The 19,968-nt window shown below is 40.3% G+C and carries 20 protein-coding genes; 7 read left to right on the top strand and 13 right to left on the bottom strand.

Annotated elements, in window-relative coordinates:
- The first annotated feature begins 153 nt into the window (after positions 1-153).
- Complete coding sequence (locus VF06_RS04400; protein ID WP_099066701.1) at positions 154-738, top strand: DUF2087 domain-containing protein; 585 nt, start codon at positions 154-156, stop codon at positions 736-738.
- Entirely contained in the window at positions 723-878 is a 156-nt protein-coding gene (locus tag VF06_RS38930) for a DUF2087 domain-containing protein (RefSeq protein ID WP_143861626.1), read from the top strand. The genes VF06_RS04400 and VF06_RS38930 overlap by 16 nt, the downstream gene beginning before the upstream one ends.
- A gap of 17 nt (positions 879-895) precedes the next feature.
- Here VF06_RS38930 and VF06_RS04395 read toward each other — a convergent pair whose 3' ends face one another.
- The 4 genes from VF06_RS04395 to VF06_RS04380 form a co-directional block, all read right to left on the bottom strand.
- Positions 896-2,887 carry a HAMP domain-containing sensor histidine kinase gene (locus VF06_RS04395; protein WP_099066702.1) on the bottom strand — a complete coding sequence of 664 codons (1,992 nt, stop codon included), beginning with the start codon at positions 2,885-2,887 and terminating at the stop codon, positions 896-898.
- 12 nt (positions 2,888-2,899) lie between these two features.
- Complete coding sequence (locus VF06_RS04390) at positions 2,900-3,769, bottom strand: substrate-binding domain-containing protein (RefSeq protein WP_099066703.1); 870 nt, start codon at positions 3,767-3,769, stop codon at positions 2,900-2,902.
- A 375-nt stretch (positions 3,770-4,144) separates the two neighbouring features.
- Complete coding sequence (locus VF06_RS04385) at positions 4,145-4,927, bottom strand: ABC transporter ATP-binding protein (RefSeq protein ID WP_099066704.1); 783 nt, start codon at positions 4,925-4,927, stop codon at positions 4,145-4,147.
- Positions 4,917-6,050, bottom strand: a complete 1,134-nt coding sequence (locus VF06_RS04380; protein WP_099066705.1) for a branched-chain amino acid ABC transporter permease — start codon at positions 6,048-6,050, stop codon at positions 4,917-4,919. Before VF06_RS04380 ends, VF06_RS04385 begins: the two co-directional genes overlap by 11 nt.
- A 547-nt stretch (positions 6,051-6,597) precedes the next feature.
- Between VF06_RS04380 and VF06_RS04375 the strand changes: the two genes are divergently transcribed.
- The 3 genes from VF06_RS04375 to VF06_RS04365 all read left to right on the top strand — a co-directional run bounded on the left by VF06_RS04375 (position 6,598) and on the right by VF06_RS04365 (position 8,856).
- Complete coding sequence (locus VF06_RS04375) at positions 6,598-6,795, top strand: hypothetical protein (RefSeq protein ID WP_099066706.1); 198 nt, start codon at positions 6,598-6,600, stop codon at positions 6,793-6,795.
- A gap of 104 nt (positions 6,796-6,899) precedes the next feature.
- Complete coding sequence (locus VF06_RS04370; RefSeq protein WP_099066707.1) at positions 6,900-7,157, top strand: cytotoxic translational repressor of toxin-antitoxin stability system; 258 nt, start codon at positions 6,900-6,902, stop codon at positions 7,155-7,157.
- 112 nt (positions 7,158-7,269) lie between these two features.
- A complete protein-coding gene (locus VF06_RS04365) occupies positions 7,270-8,856 on the top strand; it encodes a glucose-6-phosphate isomerase (protein ID WP_099066708.1) in 1,587 nt (528 codons plus the stop codon).
- 325 nt (positions 8,857-9,181) lie between these two features.
- Here VF06_RS04365 and VF06_RS04360 read toward each other — a convergent pair whose 3' ends face one another.
- The 4 genes from VF06_RS04360 to VF06_RS04345 all read right to left on the bottom strand — a co-directional run bounded on the left by VF06_RS04360 (position 9,182) and on the right by VF06_RS04345 (position 14,416).
- Entirely contained in the window at positions 9,182-9,838 is a 657-nt protein-coding gene (locus VF06_RS04360; RefSeq protein ID WP_099066709.1) for a Nif11-like leader peptide family natural product precursor, read from the bottom strand.
- 420 nt (positions 9,839-10,258) lie between these two features.
- Positions 10,259-11,719, bottom strand: coding sequence for a DUF1802 family protein (locus VF06_RS04355; protein WP_099066710.1), 1,461 nt, complete (start codon positions 11,717-11,719; stop codon positions 10,259-10,261).
- 2 nt (positions 11,720-11,721) lie between these two features.
- Entirely contained in the window at positions 11,722-13,710 is a 1,989-nt protein-coding gene (locus tag VF06_RS04350; protein WP_099066711.1) for a P-loop NTPase fold protein, read from the bottom strand.
- A 46-nt stretch (positions 13,711-13,756) separates the two neighbouring features.
- Positions 13,757-14,416: a hypothetical protein gene (locus VF06_RS04345; RefSeq protein ID WP_099066712.1), complete on the bottom strand. Its 660-nt coding sequence runs from the start codon at positions 14,414-14,416 to the stop codon at positions 13,757-13,759.
- A gap of 338 nt (positions 14,417-14,754) precedes the next feature.
- Here VF06_RS04345 and VF06_RS04340 point away from each other — a divergent pair, with 338 nt between their 5' ends.
- Together VF06_RS04340 and VF06_RS04335 are read left to right on the top strand one after the other, a co-directional pair.
- Positions 14,755-15,243 carry a hypothetical protein gene (locus VF06_RS04340; RefSeq protein WP_099066713.1) on the top strand — a complete coding sequence of 163 codons (489 nt, stop codon included), beginning with the start codon at positions 14,755-14,757 and terminating at the stop codon, positions 15,241-15,243.
- Between the two features lie 76 nt (positions 15,244-15,319).
- Positions 15,320-15,649, top strand: a complete 330-nt coding sequence (locus VF06_RS04335) for a translation initiation factor (protein ID WP_099066714.1) — start codon at positions 15,320-15,322, stop codon at positions 15,647-15,649.
- Positions 15,650-15,818: 169 nt separating this feature from the next.
- On the opposite strand, the gene mdh is transcribed toward VF06_RS04335, so the two are convergent.
- The 5 genes from mdh to VF06_RS04305 form a co-directional block, all read right to left on the bottom strand.
- A complete protein-coding gene (mdh, locus tag VF06_RS04330; protein WP_099066715.1) occupies positions 15,819-16,793 on the bottom strand; it encodes a malate dehydrogenase in 975 nt (324 codons plus the stop codon).
- A gap of 341 nt (positions 16,794-17,134) precedes the next feature.
- Complete coding sequence (locus VF06_RS04325) at positions 17,135-17,350, bottom strand: NAD(P)H-quinone oxidoreductase subunit O (RefSeq protein WP_099066716.1); 216 nt, start codon at positions 17,348-17,350, stop codon at positions 17,135-17,137.
- A gap of 254 nt (positions 17,351-17,604) precedes the next feature.
- Positions 17,605-18,531 (bottom strand): DNA-formamidopyrimidine glycosylase, encoded by a 927-nt coding sequence (locus tag VF06_RS04315; protein ID WP_099066718.1) that lies wholly within the window; start codon positions 18,529-18,531, stop codon positions 17,605-17,607.
- A gap of 255 nt (positions 18,532-18,786) precedes the next feature.
- On the bottom strand, positions 18,787-18,999 hold the full coding sequence (locus VF06_RS04310) for a photosystem I reaction center subunit IV (RefSeq protein ID WP_099066719.1): 213 nt from the start codon (positions 18,997-18,999) through the stop codon (positions 18,787-18,789).
- A gap of 338 nt (positions 19,000-19,337) precedes the next feature.
- A complete protein-coding gene (locus VF06_RS04305) occupies positions 19,338-19,922 on the bottom strand; it encodes a PAP/fibrillin family protein (protein ID WP_099066720.1) in 585 nt (194 codons plus the stop codon).
- Between the last annotated feature and the right edge of the window lie 46 nt (positions 19,923-19,968).

Here is a 19,968-nt window from a genome sequence, read left to right as displayed (position 1 = left end):
CTTAAGAAATCTCAATTTTCTACGAAAAAAATCTAAGAATTAACATTAATTCACAATTAGCCAACATTAAGCAATGCTGTGTCAGAAGAGGACAGCAAAGCTAATTTGATTTTTTTCTAATTAGATCGAGATCTAATTTGATTATAACAAATTATGGAGAAAGAACAGTTTCAGACCCTGCTGCGATTTTTCAAAGCTTTAGCAGACGAAAGCAGATTGAAGATTGTGGGCATTCTGGCGAATCAGGAGTGCAGCGTCGAAGAATTGGCTGTGTTATTGCAACTCAAAGAACCCACAGTATCCCATCATCTAGCAAAACTTAAGGAACTCAATTTAGTGACTATGCGCCCTGAGGGTAATAGTCGCCTGTACCAGTTGGATAGCAACGTTTTGCAAAGCATCAGTAAGCAAATTTTTACACCGGAGCAAATTGCTTCTTTGATTAACGACGTAGATACTGAAGCTTGGGAAAACAAAGTATTGAAAAACTATTTTGATGGCGATGTTTTTGACAACAGCTGTGTCCAACACCTCAAAGAAATCCCTGCTAGCCGCAAAAAGCGCTTGGTAATTCTCAAGTGGTTAGCAAATAGATTTGAAATTGGGATTCAGTATCCAGAGCGCGCAGTCAATGAAATTCTCAAGCGCTACTATCCTGACTACGCCACTCTCAGACGGGAATTGATAGACTACCAGTTGATGCAGCGAGAGAATGGGGTTTATTGGCGTTCCGATTGATCGGTGATGTGGTTGAATTAATTAAAATACGACGGGAGTTGATTGGCTATCAGTTAATGCAGCGAGACAATGGAGTTTATTGGCGTATGACACAGGTGTGGGAACAAGATCGAAGAGCAAGTTTTGTGCCAAGTATTTAGCTTTTAAAGGCTGCTACTTAAACTCCTCGAATTGGAATTGCAATTACAAACTCTGTACCTTGTCCAGGTGATGAAATGCACCGTAAATATCCCCCATGTTTTTCAGTAATAATTTGGTAGCTAATTGATAATCCCATACCAGTTCCTTTACCAACTGGCTTAGTGGTGAAAAAAGGGTCAAATATATGTGACTGGATTGCTTCTGGAATCCCTATACCATTATCTACAATTTGAATAACGACATTTTCATTCATCTGGGCTGAAGAAATGCGAATTATCGGATCTGGACAAAAACCATTTTGAAAAGCCTCTTCTAAAGCATCAATGGCATTTGCCAAAATGTTCATAAATACCTGATTTAATTGTCCTGCAAAGCATTGGATTTTGGGAATTTCACTATACTCTTTAACCACTGTAATTTTAGGGCGAGCGCTTTGGGATTTGAGGCGGTGTTGCAAAATCAACAAAGTGCTGTCAATTCCTTCATGGATATCAGCGTTTTTAAACTCGGCTTCATCCAAACGCGAGAAAATTCTTAAGCTGAGGACAATTTCCCGGATGCGATTGGCTCCAATCTTCATGGAAGTCAACATTTTAGGTAAATCTTCTGTTAAATATTCAATATCAGCTTCTTGTTTAGCATTTTGAATCTCTGGTTCTGGGTAGGGATAATGTTTTTGGTAAAGTTCCAGTAACCACAGTAATTGTTGAGTGTAATCATCAGTGTGCTTAAGATTACCGTAAATGAAGTTCACTGGATTATTGATTTCATGAGCAATACCAGCAACTAAATGTCCCAAAGAAGACATTTTTTCGTTCTGAATTAATTGAGATTGGGTACGTCTAAGTTCCTGTAAAGTGTGCTTGAGATCGATATTTTTTTGTCGCAGTGCTTGAGTTCTTTCTTCTATTTTTTCTTCTAGCGTTCGGCTATATACCTCTAGCTTTTGGTTCGCTTCATATTGTTCTGCTAGCAACCGTTTTACTTGTTGAATTAACTGGTTAAAGGAAATGGCTAATATTCCAACCTCATCTTCACTCGTTACCGGAGCTTGGAGATTAAAATTAGATTCTTGAGTGACTCTTTGTGCAACATGTGTGACGGCTTTGAGGTGATGAGTAATTGTTCGCGCAATTAAAAATCCAACAACTCCTAAAATACTGCTTCCCAACAAAAACAACAGTCCTAAATGTTGCCATAACCTATATTCAGCAACCTCTAGCATCGAGATCGAATACAACACTGTGGTTGTTAAAGACTGACTAGCTCCTGTAAATACGATGCTTTTAGCTAAATAGTTTTTGTTGTCAAGAGTGATTAGTGTAGCAGACAAATTAGGAGGAGGAAGTTGCCAATTTTTACCCTTGGTTGTCAATAAAGTTGTAGCAACTATACGATTTTGTCTATGGATAATCAGGTGTTTGGAGGAACCAGCAGCAATTTTTTGGAGCAGGGTATCGTCTACTAAATTACCAATAATAATTCCTCCCAAGAGTCCTGCTGATGATTTGATTCCATTTGTCACCACTTGGAGAACTTGTTGCTGGCCTTCTACATCTACCAAATCGACTAAATGCGCTCCTTTGCTAGCAGTATTAGTAATGACTTTGTCTAGAAACTTAGTTTGACTCAATGAGTTATTTCGTAAATCTACAAGAACATTGCCTTGAGTATCGATTACCTTAATCCAATCCAATTTCAAAATAGACTTTAACGGTAGTAATATCTGCAAAAGCAAGCCTTGGTTACGCTGTTCAACTGCTTGATTCAGCATATCTCGATTAGCAATTAGCTCGATTTCAGTTTCCAGTGTTTGCTGTTCATACTGAAAATCCCGATCGACTCGTTCTGTAAAACTTTCGATTTGTTGGCGAAAATTTTGATTCAAACTATCCGTGAACCACTGTCCTATCACTACTAAGCCCAGCAGGAATATACTCAGACAAACTGCAAGCAGAGGTAGAACAATTTTTTGGCTGAGCCTCATTCCTCTGAAAAATCTCTGCATGATATATTCAATTTATTTAGTAGGAATAAAGCCATTATTTTTTAGTATTTTTTTACCTTCTGCACTAAAGATAAAATCAATAAAATCCTGAGTGGTCGCTGAAGGCGCTTTTTCCCAGATAATACCTATGTGACGAACCATTTGGTATTCACCGTTAGCAAAGTTTTGCGCTTTGGGAGCAACACCATTAAGATTGAGATGATTGACAGGCAATTTGTTGATGAGGGAAGATGCCAAAGAAAAAGTGCCGATGGAATTAGGAGTACTTTGTAAGGTTTCAATCAATTCTCCTTCTTTGTTCAAAATCACAGCTTTCGTTGTGGTTTTATCGTCTCCCAAATAATATTTTCGCAATAATTTTTTCGCTGACTCATCTTCGGGTCTATCTAACAATAAAATGTTTGCATTAGCACCACCTAATTCTCGCCAATTGGTGATGTCACCTTTGTAAATTGCTTTTAATTGTTCAGTTGATAAATTAATAACATTTTTGACATTTTTATTCGTGGCAACAACTAACAAATCTTGTGCTATTTGCCGATATTGAATTTTACCGTTATCTTCTTCTGGTTTAAGTTGGTGACTGCTACCAGCGATGTCAACAATATCGTTTTTTAACGCTGCGATCGCTCCTTCGGATTGGGTATTAGAAATAAATTCGATTTTGACATTTTGATTTTCAGATTGATAAGCTTGTGCTAAAAGTTTTAAAACAGTTACAGTGGAGCTAGAACCCCCGATTTTAATAACTGTTTTAGCTTGAGAATCAGTTTTTTTAATAACTTGAGAAGAATTTGTTGTTTCAGTCCATTGGATTGAAGTACAACTGCAAAGTGCAAAGAAAATAATTCCGATAATTATTGAGTCAAAAATATTTTTCATAAATGAGTCTTGAAAGATGCAAAACTTGATATGTGGTCTAGGCTCAATACTGGTCGAATTTTGCATTTTTAATTCGGCATTTGGTTTAGAAAAAAGGTTAAAGGTTTTTTATTTTCCCTTTACCCTTCCCCTTTTTTCCTTAACCCACAAGTATTTGGTCTAGGCTTTCATAGTTTAATATTCCCGAATATTCATAAAATTTAACAGGTCAGTGGGTAAGCAATGTAAAGACCGCATAAATTATTGATAGGGAGACTTAAACAAATACTTTTACAGGTTTTATGGATGAATAATCGTGAATTACGACATCCCCGATTTTTGTAGGAAGTCGGGGATCTGTCGTTTTCATGAGCAAATATATTTTTACTCCGCAAATTATTTTCCCAAATAAGCTTCGAGAACTTTGGCATTGTTTTGAATTTCTGCTGGCGTACCGTCTGCTAAATTCTGTCCTTCAGCAAGTACCCAAACACGATCGCACAAGGACATAATCACATCCATGTTGTGTTCGATAATCAAAAAGGTCATGCCATCTTGGCGGTTCCAAGCGAGAATGCGATCGCAAATATCATCAATTAATCTGGGATTTACCCCTGCTGCTGGTTCATCCAACAAAATTAACTTGGGATTAGTCATCAGGGCGCGTCCCATTTCCAATAGTTTGCGCTGTCCGCCAGACAAACCACCAGCATAATCATAGGCTTTCTTTGCCAAGCCCACCGACTCTAACAAAAACATTGCTCTCTCTTGGAGTTGCTTTTCTTCCTTGGCGACGATGTGTGGTTGTAATTGCACTTGCCAAAAGTTTTCACCAGTTTGTTTTTGCGCCGCCAACAACATATTTTCTAACACCGACAACCGCGAAAGAGTGCGTGCAACTTGAAAGGTGCGTACTACTCCTTGTTGGGCGATTTGATATGGTTGCAAATTATGAATCGGTTCGCCGTCAAAAATCACTCGTCCTTTATCTGGGCGGATAAAGTTAGAGAGTAAATTAAATAAAGTGGTTTTCCCAGCACCATTGGGGCCAATTAAACCCGTGATGCTGCCTTTAGCAACTTCGATTTTCGCTTCATTAACTGCTTTTATACCGCCAAAGCTTTTACAAAGTCCAGTGGCTGCTAGCAAAGGAAGTGGTGATGATTGGTTATTTACCAAGGGTGAGTTCCTCCTTTTTCCCTAAGATACCTTGAGGACGCCAAATCATCAGTACCATTAAAATTAATCCGATTACCATGATGCGAAATGCACCCAAACGTGCTTCATCAAGGGGGACAATTCTCGGCAAAACTTCTCGCGTGATGGCATCATAAGCAAAGAAAATTACTGCGCCTAAAATAGTGCCGATGTTATTCCCAGAACCGCCCAAAATTACCATAATCCAAGTATCAAAGGTCAGTTGTGGTTGAAAATTATCCGGATATATAGCGCCGAGTTGCCAAGCGAAAAAAGCACCAGCGATACCAGCGATGGCACCTCCCAACATCAGAGATTGTAATTTATACCAAAAGACATTTTTTCCCAATGCTTTGGGAATTTCTTCATCTTCGCGGATAGCTTTGAGAATTCTACCCCAAGGCGATCGCACTAAAATTTCTAAGCGCCAGAATACCAATGCTAAAACTAACAGCAACACGAACATCAAACCTGCTTTGGGGTTGTAATTATACAATCCAATTACCCCAGAAATATAAATTGCTGCTGCCAAAATTGCTAACAAAATTCCCACTACCAAACGCGATGTTAATTCTTGTTTGCTAGTCATCCTTTGACCTAAATCGGTGGTGCGAGATACTTGAGTGGTACGAATCCAGCGCCATAAAGTCAAGAAAGTGACAACCACCACCAACGTTAACACTCCAATCATCACTAATCTTAAAAACAAACTCGGCTGTGTGTCCCAAGGTATGGGATAACTTTGGACACCAAAGGCCCCAGAAACCCAAGAATTTCCTACAGGTAATTCCTGATTATTTACTACTAAACGAATTAATTCTCCTGTACCGATGGTGACAATTGCCAGGTAATCTTCCCGCAAGCGCAGAGTTGCAAAACCAATAATCAAACCCAACAAAGCGGCTACCATTGCTCCAATGACTGCCGATATCAGTAAAGGAACGCCCTTTAAGCTTAACAACACAGTTGTGTATGCTCCCAGCGTCATAAAAGCAACATGACCAAAATTAATTAATCCCGTGAAACCCCACTGTAAATTCAGTCCGAGAGCGAATAAGGCAAAACTGGCTGTAGAAATTGCTAAGAAAATCAGGTATTCAACCATATTAAAAGTTAGGAGACGCGATGAATCGCGTCTGTACAAGAGTCATGAGTCTGTTCAATCTACCATTCAGAAATAGATTTTACAGGCTTTTATTTTAAGTTTGCGTTTTGTGGACTGCGATGGAACCAGCCATTAATTGAGTTTAGTCCTCTTGAGAAGATTTCAAGGCTTTCCCAATCAAAAAATTGGAACTTCTCTTGTGGGGTGGGCGTCTCGCCCGCCCGTAAACAAGGGCGGACAAGATGTCCACCCCACAATATTGGATTTTGATAATTTATTTCAAGGTGAAAGTTGAGCCTCAGAAAGTCAACATTGAGCCTCAGAAGGTGAAATTTTATCTTCCCACACGGTCTTGTACGCTTGATTAGACCGACATAGCACAATCCAATTGAGATAAACCTATTGCCTTACCTCTACAAAGGTGATTTCCAATCCAAAACCCAAAATTGTATTAGCTTGATAGTAATAATGCATTGTCGTTAAGCCTGGGGAAATTTTTGGGAATACTATTTACTGTTAGTGTTTGGTTGTAGGGAAGAATTGACCTATGAATTTGTTGCGACTGAGAATGCATCATTTAATCGAGCAGTTAGCCGACGAGGATCTGCAAAGCATTTGGGACGTTCTTGAAGCTTTACATTGTGACTTTTATATGCTTAAAGCCATACAAAAAGTCAAGCGATCGCAGCAACCGTGGGACATTTTAACCCATGATGAAGCAATACGATTGTTAATGTTTTTCTGATGCAGCAGTGCTTTCAATCTCGTTTTGGTATGCGTAGCTTGCTTGTTTTCAGGAGTAGACAATCCCAAATCCCAAATTTAAAATCCAAAATGGTATAACGCCTAGTGAGTGTGGAAGTGCGCTATGCAAGGTCTTTTTTGCTAGACCTGAAAAATTTAGAACCTGCTGCTTACGAGCGGGTGTATGATTTTGTGTTTACCGAGTTTACCCAAAACTGGCAGTTGAGCGGACTAAAAGAACTACGACAGCTTGATAGTGAAGGGATTTTTCACCGCTTTACTCTAGATAATTATCTGATTGGTATAGAAATTAGGGGTGGAATCGTCAAATTTTTGCGTGTCATCCCTATGCCAGATGTTTAAAGGAAAGAGTTAAGGGAACACTTAAAACTGTAAACTGTATAAGGCTAGGCAGGGATCGCTATTACGTTCCATTAAACTGGTTTTTGAAAAACACTTTATTTGAGATTTCCCTATGGATGCTAGGGCACTTTGGCAACGATACCAAAACTGGTTATATTTCCACGAGGGATTAGGACTGTACTTAGATGTAAGTCGAATGCGGTTCGATGATGCCTTTGTGGAGTCGTTGCGGCCGAAGTTTGACAAGGCGTTTGCGGATATGGCTCAACTGGAGAAGGGAGCGATCGCAAATCCTGATGAAAACCGCATGGTTGGACACTATTGGCTGCGAAATCCTGATTTAGCACCAACTCCAGAACTGACACAAGAAATTGTCCAAACCCTCGAACAAATTGAAGCCTTTGCGGAAAAAGTCCAAACAGGTGCTATTCATCCTCCCAGAGCGAGCCGTTTTACGGATATTATTTCTATTGGTATTGGTGGTTCCGCCCTCGGCCCCCAATTCGTTGCTGAAGCTTTGGCGCTTGATTTCCCGCCCCTGAAAATTCACTTTATTGATAACACCGATCCCGCAGGTATCGATCGCCTCCTCAATCATTTGCGAAACAACCTCGCCAGTACTCTAGTATTGGTAATCTCCAAATCTGGGGGCACACCAGAACCTCGCAACGGCATGATTGAAGTTAAAAAAGCCTACGCCGGTCACAATTTGGACTTTGCTCAATATGCAGTAGCTATTACTAGCCCTGATAGCAACCTCGATAAGGTAGCGAAAGAAGAAGGTTGGTTGGCGAGGTTTCCCATGTACGATTGGGTGGGAGGACGCACCTCAGAAATGTCTGCTGTGGGGCTAGTACCAGCAGCACTGCAAGGCATTGATATCCGTGCCATGCTGCAAGGCGCAAAAGAAATGGATGATGCCACCCGCGTCGCAGATGTCAAGACTAACCCAGCGGCTTTGCTTGCTTTGTCTTGGTACTTTGCTGGCAATGGCAAGGGTGAAAAAGACATGGTTGTTCTACCTTACAAAGACAGCTTATTGTTATTCAGCCGCTATCTGCAACAGCTGGTGATGGAATCCTTGGGCAAGGAAAAAGACTTAGACGGCAACACTGTCTATCAAGGCATCGCCGTTTATGGTAACAAAGGCTCAACAGATCAACATGCTTACGTCCAGCAGTTACGGGAAGGAGTGCCGAATTTCTTTGCTACCTTGATTGAAGTTCTAGAAGATCGTCAAGGGCCATCAGCAGAAATAGATCCAGGAGTCACATCCGGTGATTATCTTTCCGGTTTTCTCCAAGGAAGCCGACAAGCACTTTATGAAAATCAGCGCGATTCAATAACAGTCACTATTCCCCAAGTTAACGCCCGCACTGTAGGCGCATTAATCGCTTTGTATGAGCGTGCTGTTGGTTTATATGCTAGCTTGGTCAACATCAACGCCTACCATCAACCAGGGGTAGAAGCTGGCAAAAAAGCCGCCGCCGGTATTCTGGACTTGCAAACACGAGTAGTAGCAGTGCTACAAAAAGAAAAAGCAGCCCTTTCTTTGGAAGAACTTGCCGAAAAAGCTGGTGCATCAGACCAAGTTGAGGCGATTTACAAGATTTTGCGTCATCTCCATACCAATCAGCGTGGTGTGGTTTTGCAAGGTGATTTTCATAAACCCAGCAGTTTGACGGTTTCTGCTAGCTGATAACTTTAGTGCAGATATCATCAAATTTTAGATTTACAATTTTGGATTTTGGATTAAATATTCAAAATCCAAAGTTGTAAAGAGAATTTTCAATTCTGCATTCTTCAATTATGAATTGCCATTAACTGGTGGTCAAAGTAGCCTCTAGATAAAAAACACTGGCGCAAAAAATAGGAAGTATCGTCTATATCCCGATTCGTAAATATGAAAGCGGAGGGTTTATTCAAATGCCAAAATGATGGCACAAGTCGCCAATTTTGCGTTAGGAATAAACAGATATTTTTCAGTTGTTATTTTATAAACCACAACTCAGATTACTAGACTCTTACACCTGACTCAATAGGCGTTGGTTAAAGTAACTCTTGGGTAAAAAGCAGCGATCGGGTAAGAAAGGATTGTTGATATTTTGAGATAAAAAAGTACCCGGCTTATCTCGATGACAAAATGGCGCTACAATTCCCCAATCTTCTGCCAGCCAAATCCAGTATCCTGTTTCAATCCTGCCATAGTTTGATACTGTCAGAATTTCACCAACACTATTATTAATAGAGACTAATTCAGATGAAGATTTAATTTCAGTTAATAGCCAAGCTAATTCATCTACAGAAAAATAATAACCATTCTCGGCAGCTATGTTGACAAAATTCTGTGGACTTTTAGCAGTTAGCAATTTCTCTTTGAGAGACGGCGTTTTTTGTGCTAAATCAAAAAGATCCCAAATTTGTTTTCTAGTGATTAAAAACCAGGCAAGTTCATCCGCGGTTATATTATAACCATTCTCTGTAGCTAACTTCAGAAATGGCTCAAGACTATCAGTTTCTCCAAGTCGATATTTGAGTACGAAAGTCTGCTCAATCAATGACAAAAAATCAATAATTTTTTGCCATGTAACTCTGTTAAAATTATGATTAGCTTTTATTCTTCCTTTCCAATAATTGTATTTATCCTCTTGAAGAAAAAAGTTCCAAATTTGATAGTACATGACTCATTTTCCTAAGTCTTAAACTTGCTACTCAATTTTTATTAGTGAATACCAGTGTAGTAAGTATAAGAAGACTCATCGACAGTATTTAGTTGATTATTGACTGTAAATGAAAGTACACAGTAACTAAGTATGAATTTTGTGTAAAGTTTATTACTAAAAATCACAAATACTGAGAAAAATTCAAAATAGCGATGCTGAATACAACCATCCCTTGTTGTTAATCATAATACAGCAATTTTCAGGTAAATAAAATACACACGTAGTATCCTACGGTAACGCAAAGCCTACGCCCTTACAATTACCCGTACCTCACAAAGTTACAATTTGTTATATGAAGAAAGTTAAAGCAGCATCAAGAGGTAGAGTAAACTATGGCAATATTATTTCTCCACAAGCAAGCTAGGATTTATTGGCAATTTATTTTAGAGTAATAGCTAAATCACGTAAAAAATAAAAGCGATCGCTCTTCCAATCACTACCTTTAATTCGTCCTAAATAGCCTGTTAATGGTGAAGAAAGTTCTATTAAAATTTCGTGCATTTCGTCTGTTTTTAATGCCTGCGGTGGAAGCGAACCGAAGTAAGCACCATGTAAAGCTTCGACACCAGCAGATTCTGTGCCTGAGTTTTGCAAATAATTTTTGACAAGTTCGATAATGTGCGATCGCAACTTAATCGCTCTCTCCAATTTATCAATATATTCATCAATTTTGTAGTCAATTTGCCCAGGTTGTAGATATTGCTGTAATTCAACTAAATTAATAGCACCTGGGTATTTTGCTTTAAATTCAACGAGCTTTTGTAAAGTCATAGCATTAATAATACTTACTTCCCATTCTTTAGCGGCTTTTAGTGTATCTGGAGATGGATTACCAGGGCCAATTACTAACTTAGCTGAAGTTAATAGTTGAGTTTTACCTAAATGCATCCCACCAAGTTTTAGTAATTCTTCAACAGTTCGACTCGGAATCAGCTTACCCGCCTTACACTCACAAATAATAGGGTAAGGTTTTGAACAATATAAATCTAAGCCTCCAGCACCACCTTTGAAAGCACTTTCAACTTTGAAGCCTAAAAACTCTAGACTTTGACGTGCGATATTTTCAAAATCTGTACCAGCTTGGTAGTTGCTTTTTTTCTCGTCTTGTTCGATACTGCGATCGCCTAATTTTGCAATATCATTTATCCAAGCTAAATTTGCATCGGGTTGCTTAATTAGCTTGTCACTACTCCAACCTAAAAATACTTTGATATCATCGTCTAATTGTTTCGCTGCTGGTTGGCTAATGATTAGAGAAGCGATCGCACTTTGTAATTCTTCAAGTTCAGGATGCAGTGGTGGCTGTAGATTTTCTAATTGATGCTTGCGTTGGGTGAAAGTGCGATCGGTTAAAATTGGGTTGTCTTCAGACACATTTAGCGAAGGACGCAAAGGCAAAAAATGACTATTTTGAGATTGCGAAAGAATATCCAAATAGTCAGATAGCAGATAAACACGTAAGTAAGCCAGAAAAATGTGAGGTCGTTGCCCAAGTGATAGTTGTAATGCTTCTTTTGTCCAGACTGTTAATTGTGACAAAGTATCAAATAGTTCCGGAGAATACATTTTGCACCCTTCACACCTAGCCCAAGCTTTTATCACAACATTATCACAAGGTATTTTGGCTAAAGTTGTTTGAGTAATAGTCAAAAAACTTGAGCGATAATAACGCTGATGAGGTTGTAAGTTAATTGATAAATTGGTTGGATAAAGGGCAAATTGCCGCCCCGGATTAATGAATATTCGAGGTATTACAGCAATCATTCGCCCTTGTATTAATGCTTCAATATCACAAGCTGGTAAGGATAAGGCTGTTTCAAGTAGAACTGATTTACTCATGTTTAATTCAACAACTCACTCAGATCATCTGAGTTATCCATATCTTCTATAGTAGATGGGTTAAGGAAGTCGTTTAATAATTCTTCTCCCTCAATAGTTTCTTCATCTATCTGACCAGAAGGATCGCTCAAAATTTCTAGTAACAAAGGATTTTCACGAGTAAACATTCTGGAAAATTCTAAAATTTGTTCTTCACTTAGTTGATAGTTTGCGCGGTTGTTATAAACAGAACAGAAGTAAATTAATTCTCTAATTTCTTCAATTTTTAAATCCACATGTTCCCCACCAAGCTCTTCTACCAGTTTTTTTAGATAACTGTAAGAATCCCAACTTTTGTAAATCTTATTTGCTTTAGAACGGACTAAACAACCTCGCGTTATATCAAATGTTTTATATTCAATTAAACGCCACATTCCTGCTCCTACTGCTCTTCCATGTGAATACTGTAGAACGGCGACCCCAATTTTGAAAACTTTGTCTTTTTCTTTGCCAATTACTTTAAAGCTTATCCAACCCTGGTTTTTTGACTTTGGTTCAACGTCAGTAATATCTTCGATTATTACTTCCTCTAATTTTTCACCTGTCGAAGTTTCACATTCTAATTTCTGACCTTTCAAACTCTGAAAGCCAAAACGTAAAGCATTGATAATCAGAGAGTTATTTTTTTCATCGAGATAATCTCCACGATCTACCTTACTTTCTCTTTCTAAAGCCAAGTAAAATCTTTGTAATGGATCTTGTGGCAGTATCTCATCATCAACTTTAAAGTTTTCAGCACACCAGTTTAAAGCTTCCCTTACGGTTAGTCCGTTCTTGCCATATTTTCTTAGCTCACTTTCTTCAAATGGGTAAAGCGGGTTATGAGGCTTTAAATTTTTTTCCTCATAAAATTCTCTTAGCCAAAGGGTGACTAAATCGACCATAGAATCGCCACTAAGAGTTTTTAAATCTATTGGTTTTCGTTGCGTGTATTTTGAAACTCGATCGGGAGTTCCACCTGGCATTAGATTTACCTTATTTATCCATGTATCACTCAACATGACTGTGAGAATAACAAGACCTCTACCGAGGGCAGATGGTTCGAGAGTATCATGTAGACGTTTTACTAAATCAGCAATTACCTGTGGGGTTGTCAACCCATCAACATTACAGTTGTTTTCTACATCTATTTCATCAAAGCAGATCACAACGGGGTTATAATAGCTCACTAAATTCAATATTTGCTGAATATTCTTCAGGGCTTCAGATTCCCTATCTTGACTAGCTTTACTAGGATTAGGTAATCCTAATTCGTTAGCATTAGAACTTGCTAATTCATCACCAGACAACCATTTAATTGCAAAAGACGCTTGAGTTTCTGAAAGAGTCCATAAAATAGCCCTCAGAATATAAGGATCTGCATTTGGTTTTGTTTTCAGAACTTCTTTAATCAGCCTGTCCATCAAATTTTTGTTCCTAGCTGACCAGCTTGAACACACTTTGTCAAATCTTTCAACTAGTACCTGAGAGCAAAGACTCGGAAAATTGGAATCTATAGCTTTAAAGCCTTCATTGGCCATTGCAGCAGCCACTTCCTGCCATTGCATTACTCCTTGACTACCAGTGTTACTGAAGCTATCCGCCAAGGTTTGCTGGAACTGGTATTTAACTAGGTTTAAATCCGTATAGTTGTTAACACCTGCATAAACGAACAGAGCCGTTCCATTTGCTCTCAGTTGATGGCGAATGCGACTAAGGATATGAGTTTTACCCACACCCTGTTGAGCTGTAATGGCAATTGATGTCACCTTCTCTTGAGTAGATTGGCTAGTACGCACCAGATCAATTGCTTGAAAAACTGCATCAGAAGCGTGGGCATTTAAAGTTGGCACATCGGGGAATCCTTTTCCCCAGACATCCTGTTCTTTCACTATCCCAGCGTTGATAAACGGGTTATGGTTTCTGATGGCGGTGTTAAGGGCTTCTTTTGGAGAAACAGCTGAACTGTCCATAGTAATTTTGTCTGAGGTAAGGAGCTACATTGAAATTCAAAGAAATTTAGGAATTTAAAAGCTTGGTGTAGTAACGCAATCCACCACCAGGAACTGTTATTGAGTCGTCGCGTTTATCTGGGGTGATGTCTCGCATTTCTCCCGCCATCAGCTGCAAAACATCTTTTTCCTGCATTTCTAGTAGCCACTTGCTGAACTCTGTGCGACTAACCCGATCGCCTATTTCTCTTCTAATGCGGTAAATTGGCACTAAATTATTAAAGTTGTACTCATAGTTCAACTTGTCGTAGACTTCCAACGCTGCTGACTTAAACTCGTCGTAAGAAGCGATCGCCCCAGTTTTCCCATTAACTGTTACACTTGCGCTAGCTACCCCAACATTAATCTGGCTAATCCATTTCACCAACGCATTCGCCACCCAAGTGCCAACAATCGTCCCTTCAAACTTAAAACCATCACTCCTCAAACCCTCACCCAATACCTCTAAACCCTTGGGAGATATCAGAGAATATCCCTTTTTAGAAATAGCGATCGCTCCTTGCTTCTGTAATTCCTCGAATATTCCTTGATAATCTGCTACCTTCTTGGTTTTTGATACAATTCGTTTTGTGAGTAAACCTTTACTTACTTGCTGCTTAATTCCACCCAAATCCCACAAAGCTAAAAGCACGCGAGTTTTACTTTGGATTGTGTTTTTAGTCGTCATATTTAGTGTATTTTTTGACAAATATCATCGTAGTACCTGTATCTTTGTAAATTATTCAGCGATGTAAAAATAACCGAGAAATTGCTGAAAAATTTTATCTTTCAAAACAAAAAATTCATCAAAAATCAACAAGATATTTCGTTGGGATGAAGGGAGTTTCTCTCAAAGGCAAGATGGAATATTCAAGAAACTTGCTCATCATATTAATGAAATGCTTTAGTTGTGCTGTTGTAAATCAGCAGTAAATGTTTTTGTAATTCCAGGTAAACTAACAGGAACTCTAACTCTGTGGCTACAACAGCAAGGCTTTTAGTAAACGTAGGTGATGATGAGATCCGATGATTACAATATTTAAAGAACGTAAAGTAGTTTCACGTTTGCTGGCTGTATTGCTCTCGGCATTGCTAACAGTGCCATTGCTGAGTAGCTGCGGAGGCGGTTCCCGGAGTGCCAATGTACCACCACCTGTGGATGATACTGTTGGTAGAACAGTGAGCGATCGCAGCGCGCAACCCGAAGTTAAAAAGGGCTTGTCTGGGGGACAAAAAGTGGCGATTTTGGCAGGTGCAGCAGCACTTTACTACCTCTATAACCAGCATAAAAATGCTCCACAAGAAGGAGCGCAAGGTAAATACTATCTTTCCAAAAATGGGCGTGTATACTACCGCGATGCTGAACATCGTGCCCATTGGGTAACTCCACCACCAGAAGGAATTCGAGTACCTGAATCTGAAGCGCGACAGTACCAAGATTTCCAAGGTTATAACGGACGATCCACAGGCCGCGACCTCAGTAACTTAGTTTCATTAGCAGCACCAGGACTTTAGATCGGCAAAGCCTGTTCCGAGAGGATAACGCCGATCGCTCATGTCGGAAACACGAACTTAAATCAGGAGACAAATCATGGTAGATGACTTTTTGCGAAAGGCGAAAGATTTCCTCTTGGGGTCAAACCGGGACGAAGCTGAAATAGATGAATATCGCGATCGCAACGTCCGCCCAGCTAGCGAAGATCCTTACGGCGACCCCGCAGACATCGCATCTTATGGTGATGTTCGTCCAGCCAGCGAAGACCCCTACGGCGACCCCGCAGACATCGCATCTTACGGAGATGTCCGTCCAGCTAGCGAAGACCCCTACGGCGACCCCGCAGATATAGGATCTTACGGCGATGTCCGTCCAGCCAGCGAAGACCCCTATGGCGACCCCGCAGACCAGGATTACCGCCGTTAAAATCAAGCTAATATTTTATGAAACTGCCCACAAATAAAAACTGTGGGCATTTTCATCACTTAACCAGACTTCCAAATCAAAAATCTTTCACTGTTCACAGTCAACGGTCAACAATCAACAGTCATCATTTAGTTAAATTCAAGCAGTTATTTTTATTTCTTGGATTTCCCTAATTGTTAATCAAAATTTCCTGCGATCGCTCAATATTTTTCCGTACAGATTGAGCGGATGTATGCAAAGCTTCTCTTTCTTCATCAGTGAGATTTAATTCCAACACCCTCTCAATTCCACCGCATCCCAAGCGACAGGGAACACCAATTACAACATCTTCTAAACCGTATTCCCCTTGCAGATAAGCCGCCACCGGCAACAATCTCGATTGATTTAATAAAATTGATTCTACCATTACACTAGTAGCCGACGCCGGAGCAAAAAAAGCACCACCAGTCTGCATTAATTCCACAATTTCAGCACCACCATTGCGAGTTCTTTCCACCAAACGTGCAATTATAGTTGCATCCAACAATTCCGTGATGGGAATGCCGTTAACAGTCGCATAACGAGACAAAGGCACCATTAAATCGCCGTGGCTACCCAATACCATTGCTTTGACATCAGCCGGTAAAACCCCTAATTCGAGGGCAATGAAAGTTTCAAACCGCGCAGAATCCAACACACCAGCCATACCCATAATTCGACTGCGTGGTAAACCAGTTGCTTCCCAAGCCAAATAAGTCATCACATCCAAAGGATTGGTAACGACAATAAAAATAGCATTGGGAGAGTGAGCGATCGCATTTTTTGACGCTTCCACTACAATCTTGGCATTAGTTTTCAGCAAATCATCCCGACTCATACCAGGTTTTCGGGGAATTCCTGCGGTAATCACCACAATTTGCGAACCAGATGTATCAGCATAATTATTTGTGCCAATAATCTGACGATTATGTAATTCAATTCCCCTAGCTTCAACCAAATCCAATGCTAGACCTTGGGGCATTCCCGCAATGATATCCAGCAAAACCACATCCGCTAGGTTTTTCTCCGCAATCCGTTGGGCTAAAGTACTGCCAACCCTACCCGCACCAACAATAGTGACACGGGGTAAATTACACAAAATTGGCGAGTTAGAAGAAAAAGACATAAATTAAAGAAGAATACAGAATTCAGAATTCAGAATTCAGAATCAATTAGTTGGGAGTAGTACCCACCACTAATTCTAGACCACCAAATTTTAAATTTTGTAGGTAAGTAGATAGTCATGATTAAATCTAAGATGTCATTGCGAGCGAAGCGAAGCAATCCCAGAGACTTTGCGATTGCTTCGCTTCGCTCGCAATGACAGAACATATTATATTTATTTATGTCCATCTACTTAACTTAAACTTCTTTATTCATCCACCAGTCAGAAAAAATTCAGAATCCAGAAGACATAATAAATAGTTAATTTTGACTCCTGAATTCAGAATTCTGAATTCTTTTTTCTTATTTAAACTCTTCAAGTTGATCTACACGTAACCAAATATTTGGTGTTGGCACTTTCCCAAACTTCACAAGTGCATAATCACCCTTAAGGTCTACAACTTCGCCCTTAGAATCAAATAAATAGGGAGGAAAACGAGTATCACTAGCTTTTGCTTCCAGACTGTTCTCCAATTTCTCGCGCACAGCACGAACCATATCCCCTTTTTTGACTGCCATGAATTCCCCTCTCAAAGAATGTAACTTGTTTTATCTGCATTTTACGAGACTTAGAACTCATAAGTCATTAGGCATGGGGCATTGGGCATTGGGCATTGGGCATKGGGCATTGGGCATKGGGCATTGGGCATGGGGTAAGGRGGAAAGGTTWAATTTATCYCTTTACCCTTTCCCCTTTACCCTTTCCCCTTTMCCCTTTMCCCTTTCCCCTTTCCCCTTTCCCCTACCTCCCCATCTCCCCATCTCCCCACTCCCTACCCCCTTTGACACTGGGGACAAAAGTGACTCGATCGCCCAGCTAGTTTAATCCGCATAATCGGTGTATCGCAAATTCGACAAAGTTCTCCGGCGCGGTTATAAACCCAAGCTACGCCTCCGTAGTTGCCATTAACGCCCTTAACATTGAGAAAATTACTAAAAGTCGTACCACCAGCTTCAATACTGGTTTCTAAAACTTGAATTATCGCTGTTCGTAAATTCTCGATTTGCTTTAGCTGCAAATCAGTACACAATGTTTCAGGTAAAATTCGACTTTTAAATAGTGCTTCATCGGCGTAAATATTACCTAATCCCGCCACCACCGACTGATCCAATAGCGCAGTCTTAATGGGACGGCGACGCTTTTGGAGTTTCCCTGCTAGATACTCAACGGTGAATTCATCGGCAAATGGGTCGGCTGCCAATTTTGCCAAACCTGTGATGACGCTTTCCACAGGAACACCAGGGGGAACCCACCACATTTGTCCAAAGGTGCGCTGATCCACAAATCGTAATTCTTGGCGATCGCCAAAGAATAATCTAACTCGCGTGTGCTTGTGTAATGGTTCATCTCGATCCACCCACAGTAGTTGACCAGTCATTCGCAAATGAACCCCTAGCCAAGCGATGGGGGGAGACGCGGAGAGTGGGAGACGCAATGAGGCGGGGAAAGAATTCTCCGTGTCCCCGTGTCCCCGTGTCCCCGTGTCCTTTTCTACGGGTGTGAGTTCAGCTACGAGATACTTGCCGCGACGATGCCAAATAGCGATGGCATTATTTTTGATTCCATCAATAAACTCACCGACAGAAAACGGGTAGGCGATGGTGCGATCGAGCAGCACATCTCCACCCGTAATTTTTTGGTTGAGGGTCAATTGATTTAGACCCCTTCGGACTGTTTCAACTTCAGGCAATTCAGGCATTCAAGCTGATTAAGCAAGCAAATATTAGTGTATTTGGGGAGTTAAGCAAACCAAGATGACACAGTATGTAAACATCCGTAGGTGGCTTTACCATACTACTCTAACCAGAAACCGTAAATACCCGCAGGGCGGCTTCTTATAGATTAGGATAGGCTAAGAGCAAGGATGAAAGAACTGAAAGTTTCATATTTCAGATTTCATACTTGAGACTTCCCTTCATCATCCCATTAAGCAATCCCCTTGTGGATTTGTTGCTTATTTTTTCGCTTTAGGCTTTGGTGCTTCGACTTCTAATAGTTCGTCTTCTGCGAAGTTGTTGGTATTGATACCGGAGTAGTTGACCTTTTCAAAACGGACAATTACTGGGTATTTGATGCCGCTTTGATCGATAGAAGCCACGGTTCCTACATCTTGAAACCAGTAGGATTCAGGGCGGAGAATACGTACCTTAGAGCCACGTTGAACCATGATTACTTTCCCTTTTTATGATCGATTGCCAATTTTAGAGGGCTAATTGATTTCACTCTACAACCTGAAGGTCGCAGCAAGAGCCTTTGTTAAGTTATTTGTCTGAATTAGGTTGTAGGGTATGGGGGATGGGGCATGGGGCATGGGGAGGTAGGAGACGAGGGGGACAAGGGAGACAAGGAAGACAAGGGAGAAAAATTGCTACCTAGTCTCCCCCATCTCCCTCATCTCCCCCATCTCCCCACCTCCCCACCCCAATCCAAAACAGTGTTTAAACCTTCTTGACAAAGTTGTCGTTATAACGTACCTTCGTTCGCAAACAGTATTTTTGCATAAGCTTATGTTTTACTCAATACGAACACATTTCCCTCGTTACCTCTACCGATTCGCAAATCGTTATCTATATAAGTAATATCTAACCAGCCTTCCTGTCGATTGTTGTTGATAGCATAATCAATTGCCGGAAATTTTTTACCTGCTTCAATTTGTTGGATAAAAGTTGCCGGAGAATTGTATTCTATTAAACGTTGTAAGCCAATAATAGAGCGCTCAAATTTTACTTGGACGCGTCGATGTGAAACTGGCTCAAATTTTGCAGCAACACTGACTAAACCTTCTAAATAAGGAAAGCCGTAGATTTCTGCAATGTTGTAAACTCTGGTAGTTTCTACCCGAATACACTGATAAATTTGACCGAGTTTGCAAAAAGGCAAACGATCTAAGTTCAAAATGCCCTGGCTAGTGGTGTATAGTAATCGCCAATTGCCATCAAGCAATTCCTTTGCTTCTAATGGACGAGGTGTAGGATTATTGTCTTCTAAGTTAGCGATCGCTGCTAAGATAGCCTGTTTCTGTGCTTCAGTCGCCAATAAACCGCGATTTGTACCAGCGATGGCATCAATAAGAGCCGTTTTTCCCAGCATAGTCTGTGACCTCAAAAATCACTTTCTTTTCATCAGCATAAACAAG

It is taken from the genome of Nostoc linckia z4, assembly GCF_002608075.1.
In the GTDB taxonomy this organism is placed as follows: domain Bacteria; phylum Cyanobacteriota; class Cyanobacteriia; order Cyanobacteriales; family Nostocaceae; genus Nostoc; species Nostoc linckia.
Note: the sequence above shows the minus strand (reverse complement) of the source record. Positions and strands in the feature narration are given on the sequence as shown.

Excerpts from the sequence above, each read along its gene's own strand:
- VF06_RS04310 (WP_099066719.1), bottom strand. The coding sequence starts at position 18,999 with ATGGTTCAACGTGGCTCTAAGGTACGTATTCTCCGCCCTGAATCCTAC.
- VF06_RS04395 (WP_099066702.1), bottom strand. The coding sequence starts at position 2,887 with ATGCAGAGATTTTTCAGAGGAATGAGGCTCAGCCAAAAAATTGTTCTA.
- VF06_RS04335 (WP_099066714.1), top strand. The coding sequence starts at position 15,320 with ATGGTAGATGACTTTTTGCGAAAGGCGAAAGATTTCCTCTTGGGGTCA.
- mdh (WP_099066715.1), bottom strand. The coding sequence starts at position 16,793 with ATGTCTTTTTCTTCTAACTCGCCAATTTTGTGTAATTTACCCCGTGTC.
- VF06_RS04365 (WP_099066708.1), top strand. The coding sequence starts at position 7,270 with ATGGATGCTAGGGCACTTTGGCAACGATACCAAAACTGGTTATATTTC.
- VF06_RS04350 (WP_099066711.1), bottom strand. The coding sequence starts at position 13,710 with ATGGACAGTTCAGCTGTTTCTCCAAAAGAAGCCCTTAACACCGCCATC.
- VF06_RS04375 (WP_099066706.1), top strand. The coding sequence starts at position 6,598 with ATGAATTTGTTGCGACTGAGAATGCATCATTTAATCGAGCAGTTAGCC.
- VF06_RS04315 (WP_099066718.1), bottom strand. The coding sequence starts at position 18,531 with ATGCCTGAATTGCCTGAAGTTGAAACAGTCCGAAGGGGTCTAAATCAA.
- VF06_RS04340 (WP_099066713.1), top strand. The coding sequence starts at position 14,755 with ATGATTACAATATTTAAAGAACGTAAAGTAGTTTCACGTTTGCTGGCT.
- VF06_RS04355 (WP_099066710.1), bottom strand. The coding sequence starts at position 11,719 with ATGAGTAAATCAGTTCTACTTGAAACAGCCTTATCCTTACCAGCTTGT.
- VF06_RS04360 (WP_099066709.1), bottom strand. The coding sequence starts at position 9,838 with ATGTACTATCAAATTTGGAACTTTTTTCTTCAAGAGGATAAATACAAT.
- VF06_RS04345 (WP_099066712.1), bottom strand. The coding sequence starts at position 14,416 with ATGACGACTAAAAACACAATCCAAAGTAAAACTCGCGTGCTTTTAGCT.
- VF06_RS04325 (WP_099066716.1), bottom strand. The coding sequence starts at position 17,350 with ATGGCAGTCAAAAAAGGGGATATGGTTCGTGCTGTGCGCGAGAAATTG.
- VF06_RS04305 (WP_099066720.1), bottom strand. The coding sequence starts at position 19,922 with ATGCTGGGAAAAACGGCTCTTATTGATGCCATCGCTGGTACAAATCGC.
- VF06_RS04380 (WP_099066705.1), bottom strand. The coding sequence starts at position 6,050 with ATGGTTGAATACCTGATTTTCTTAGCAATTTCTACAGCCAGTTTTGCC.
- VF06_RS04390 (WP_099066703.1), bottom strand. The coding sequence starts at position 3,769 with ATGAAAAATATTTTTGACTCAATAATTATCGGAATTATTTTCTTTGCA.
- VF06_RS04400 (WP_099066701.1), top strand. The coding sequence starts at position 154 with ATGGAGAAAGAACAGTTTCAGACCCTGCTGCGATTTTTCAAAGCTTTA.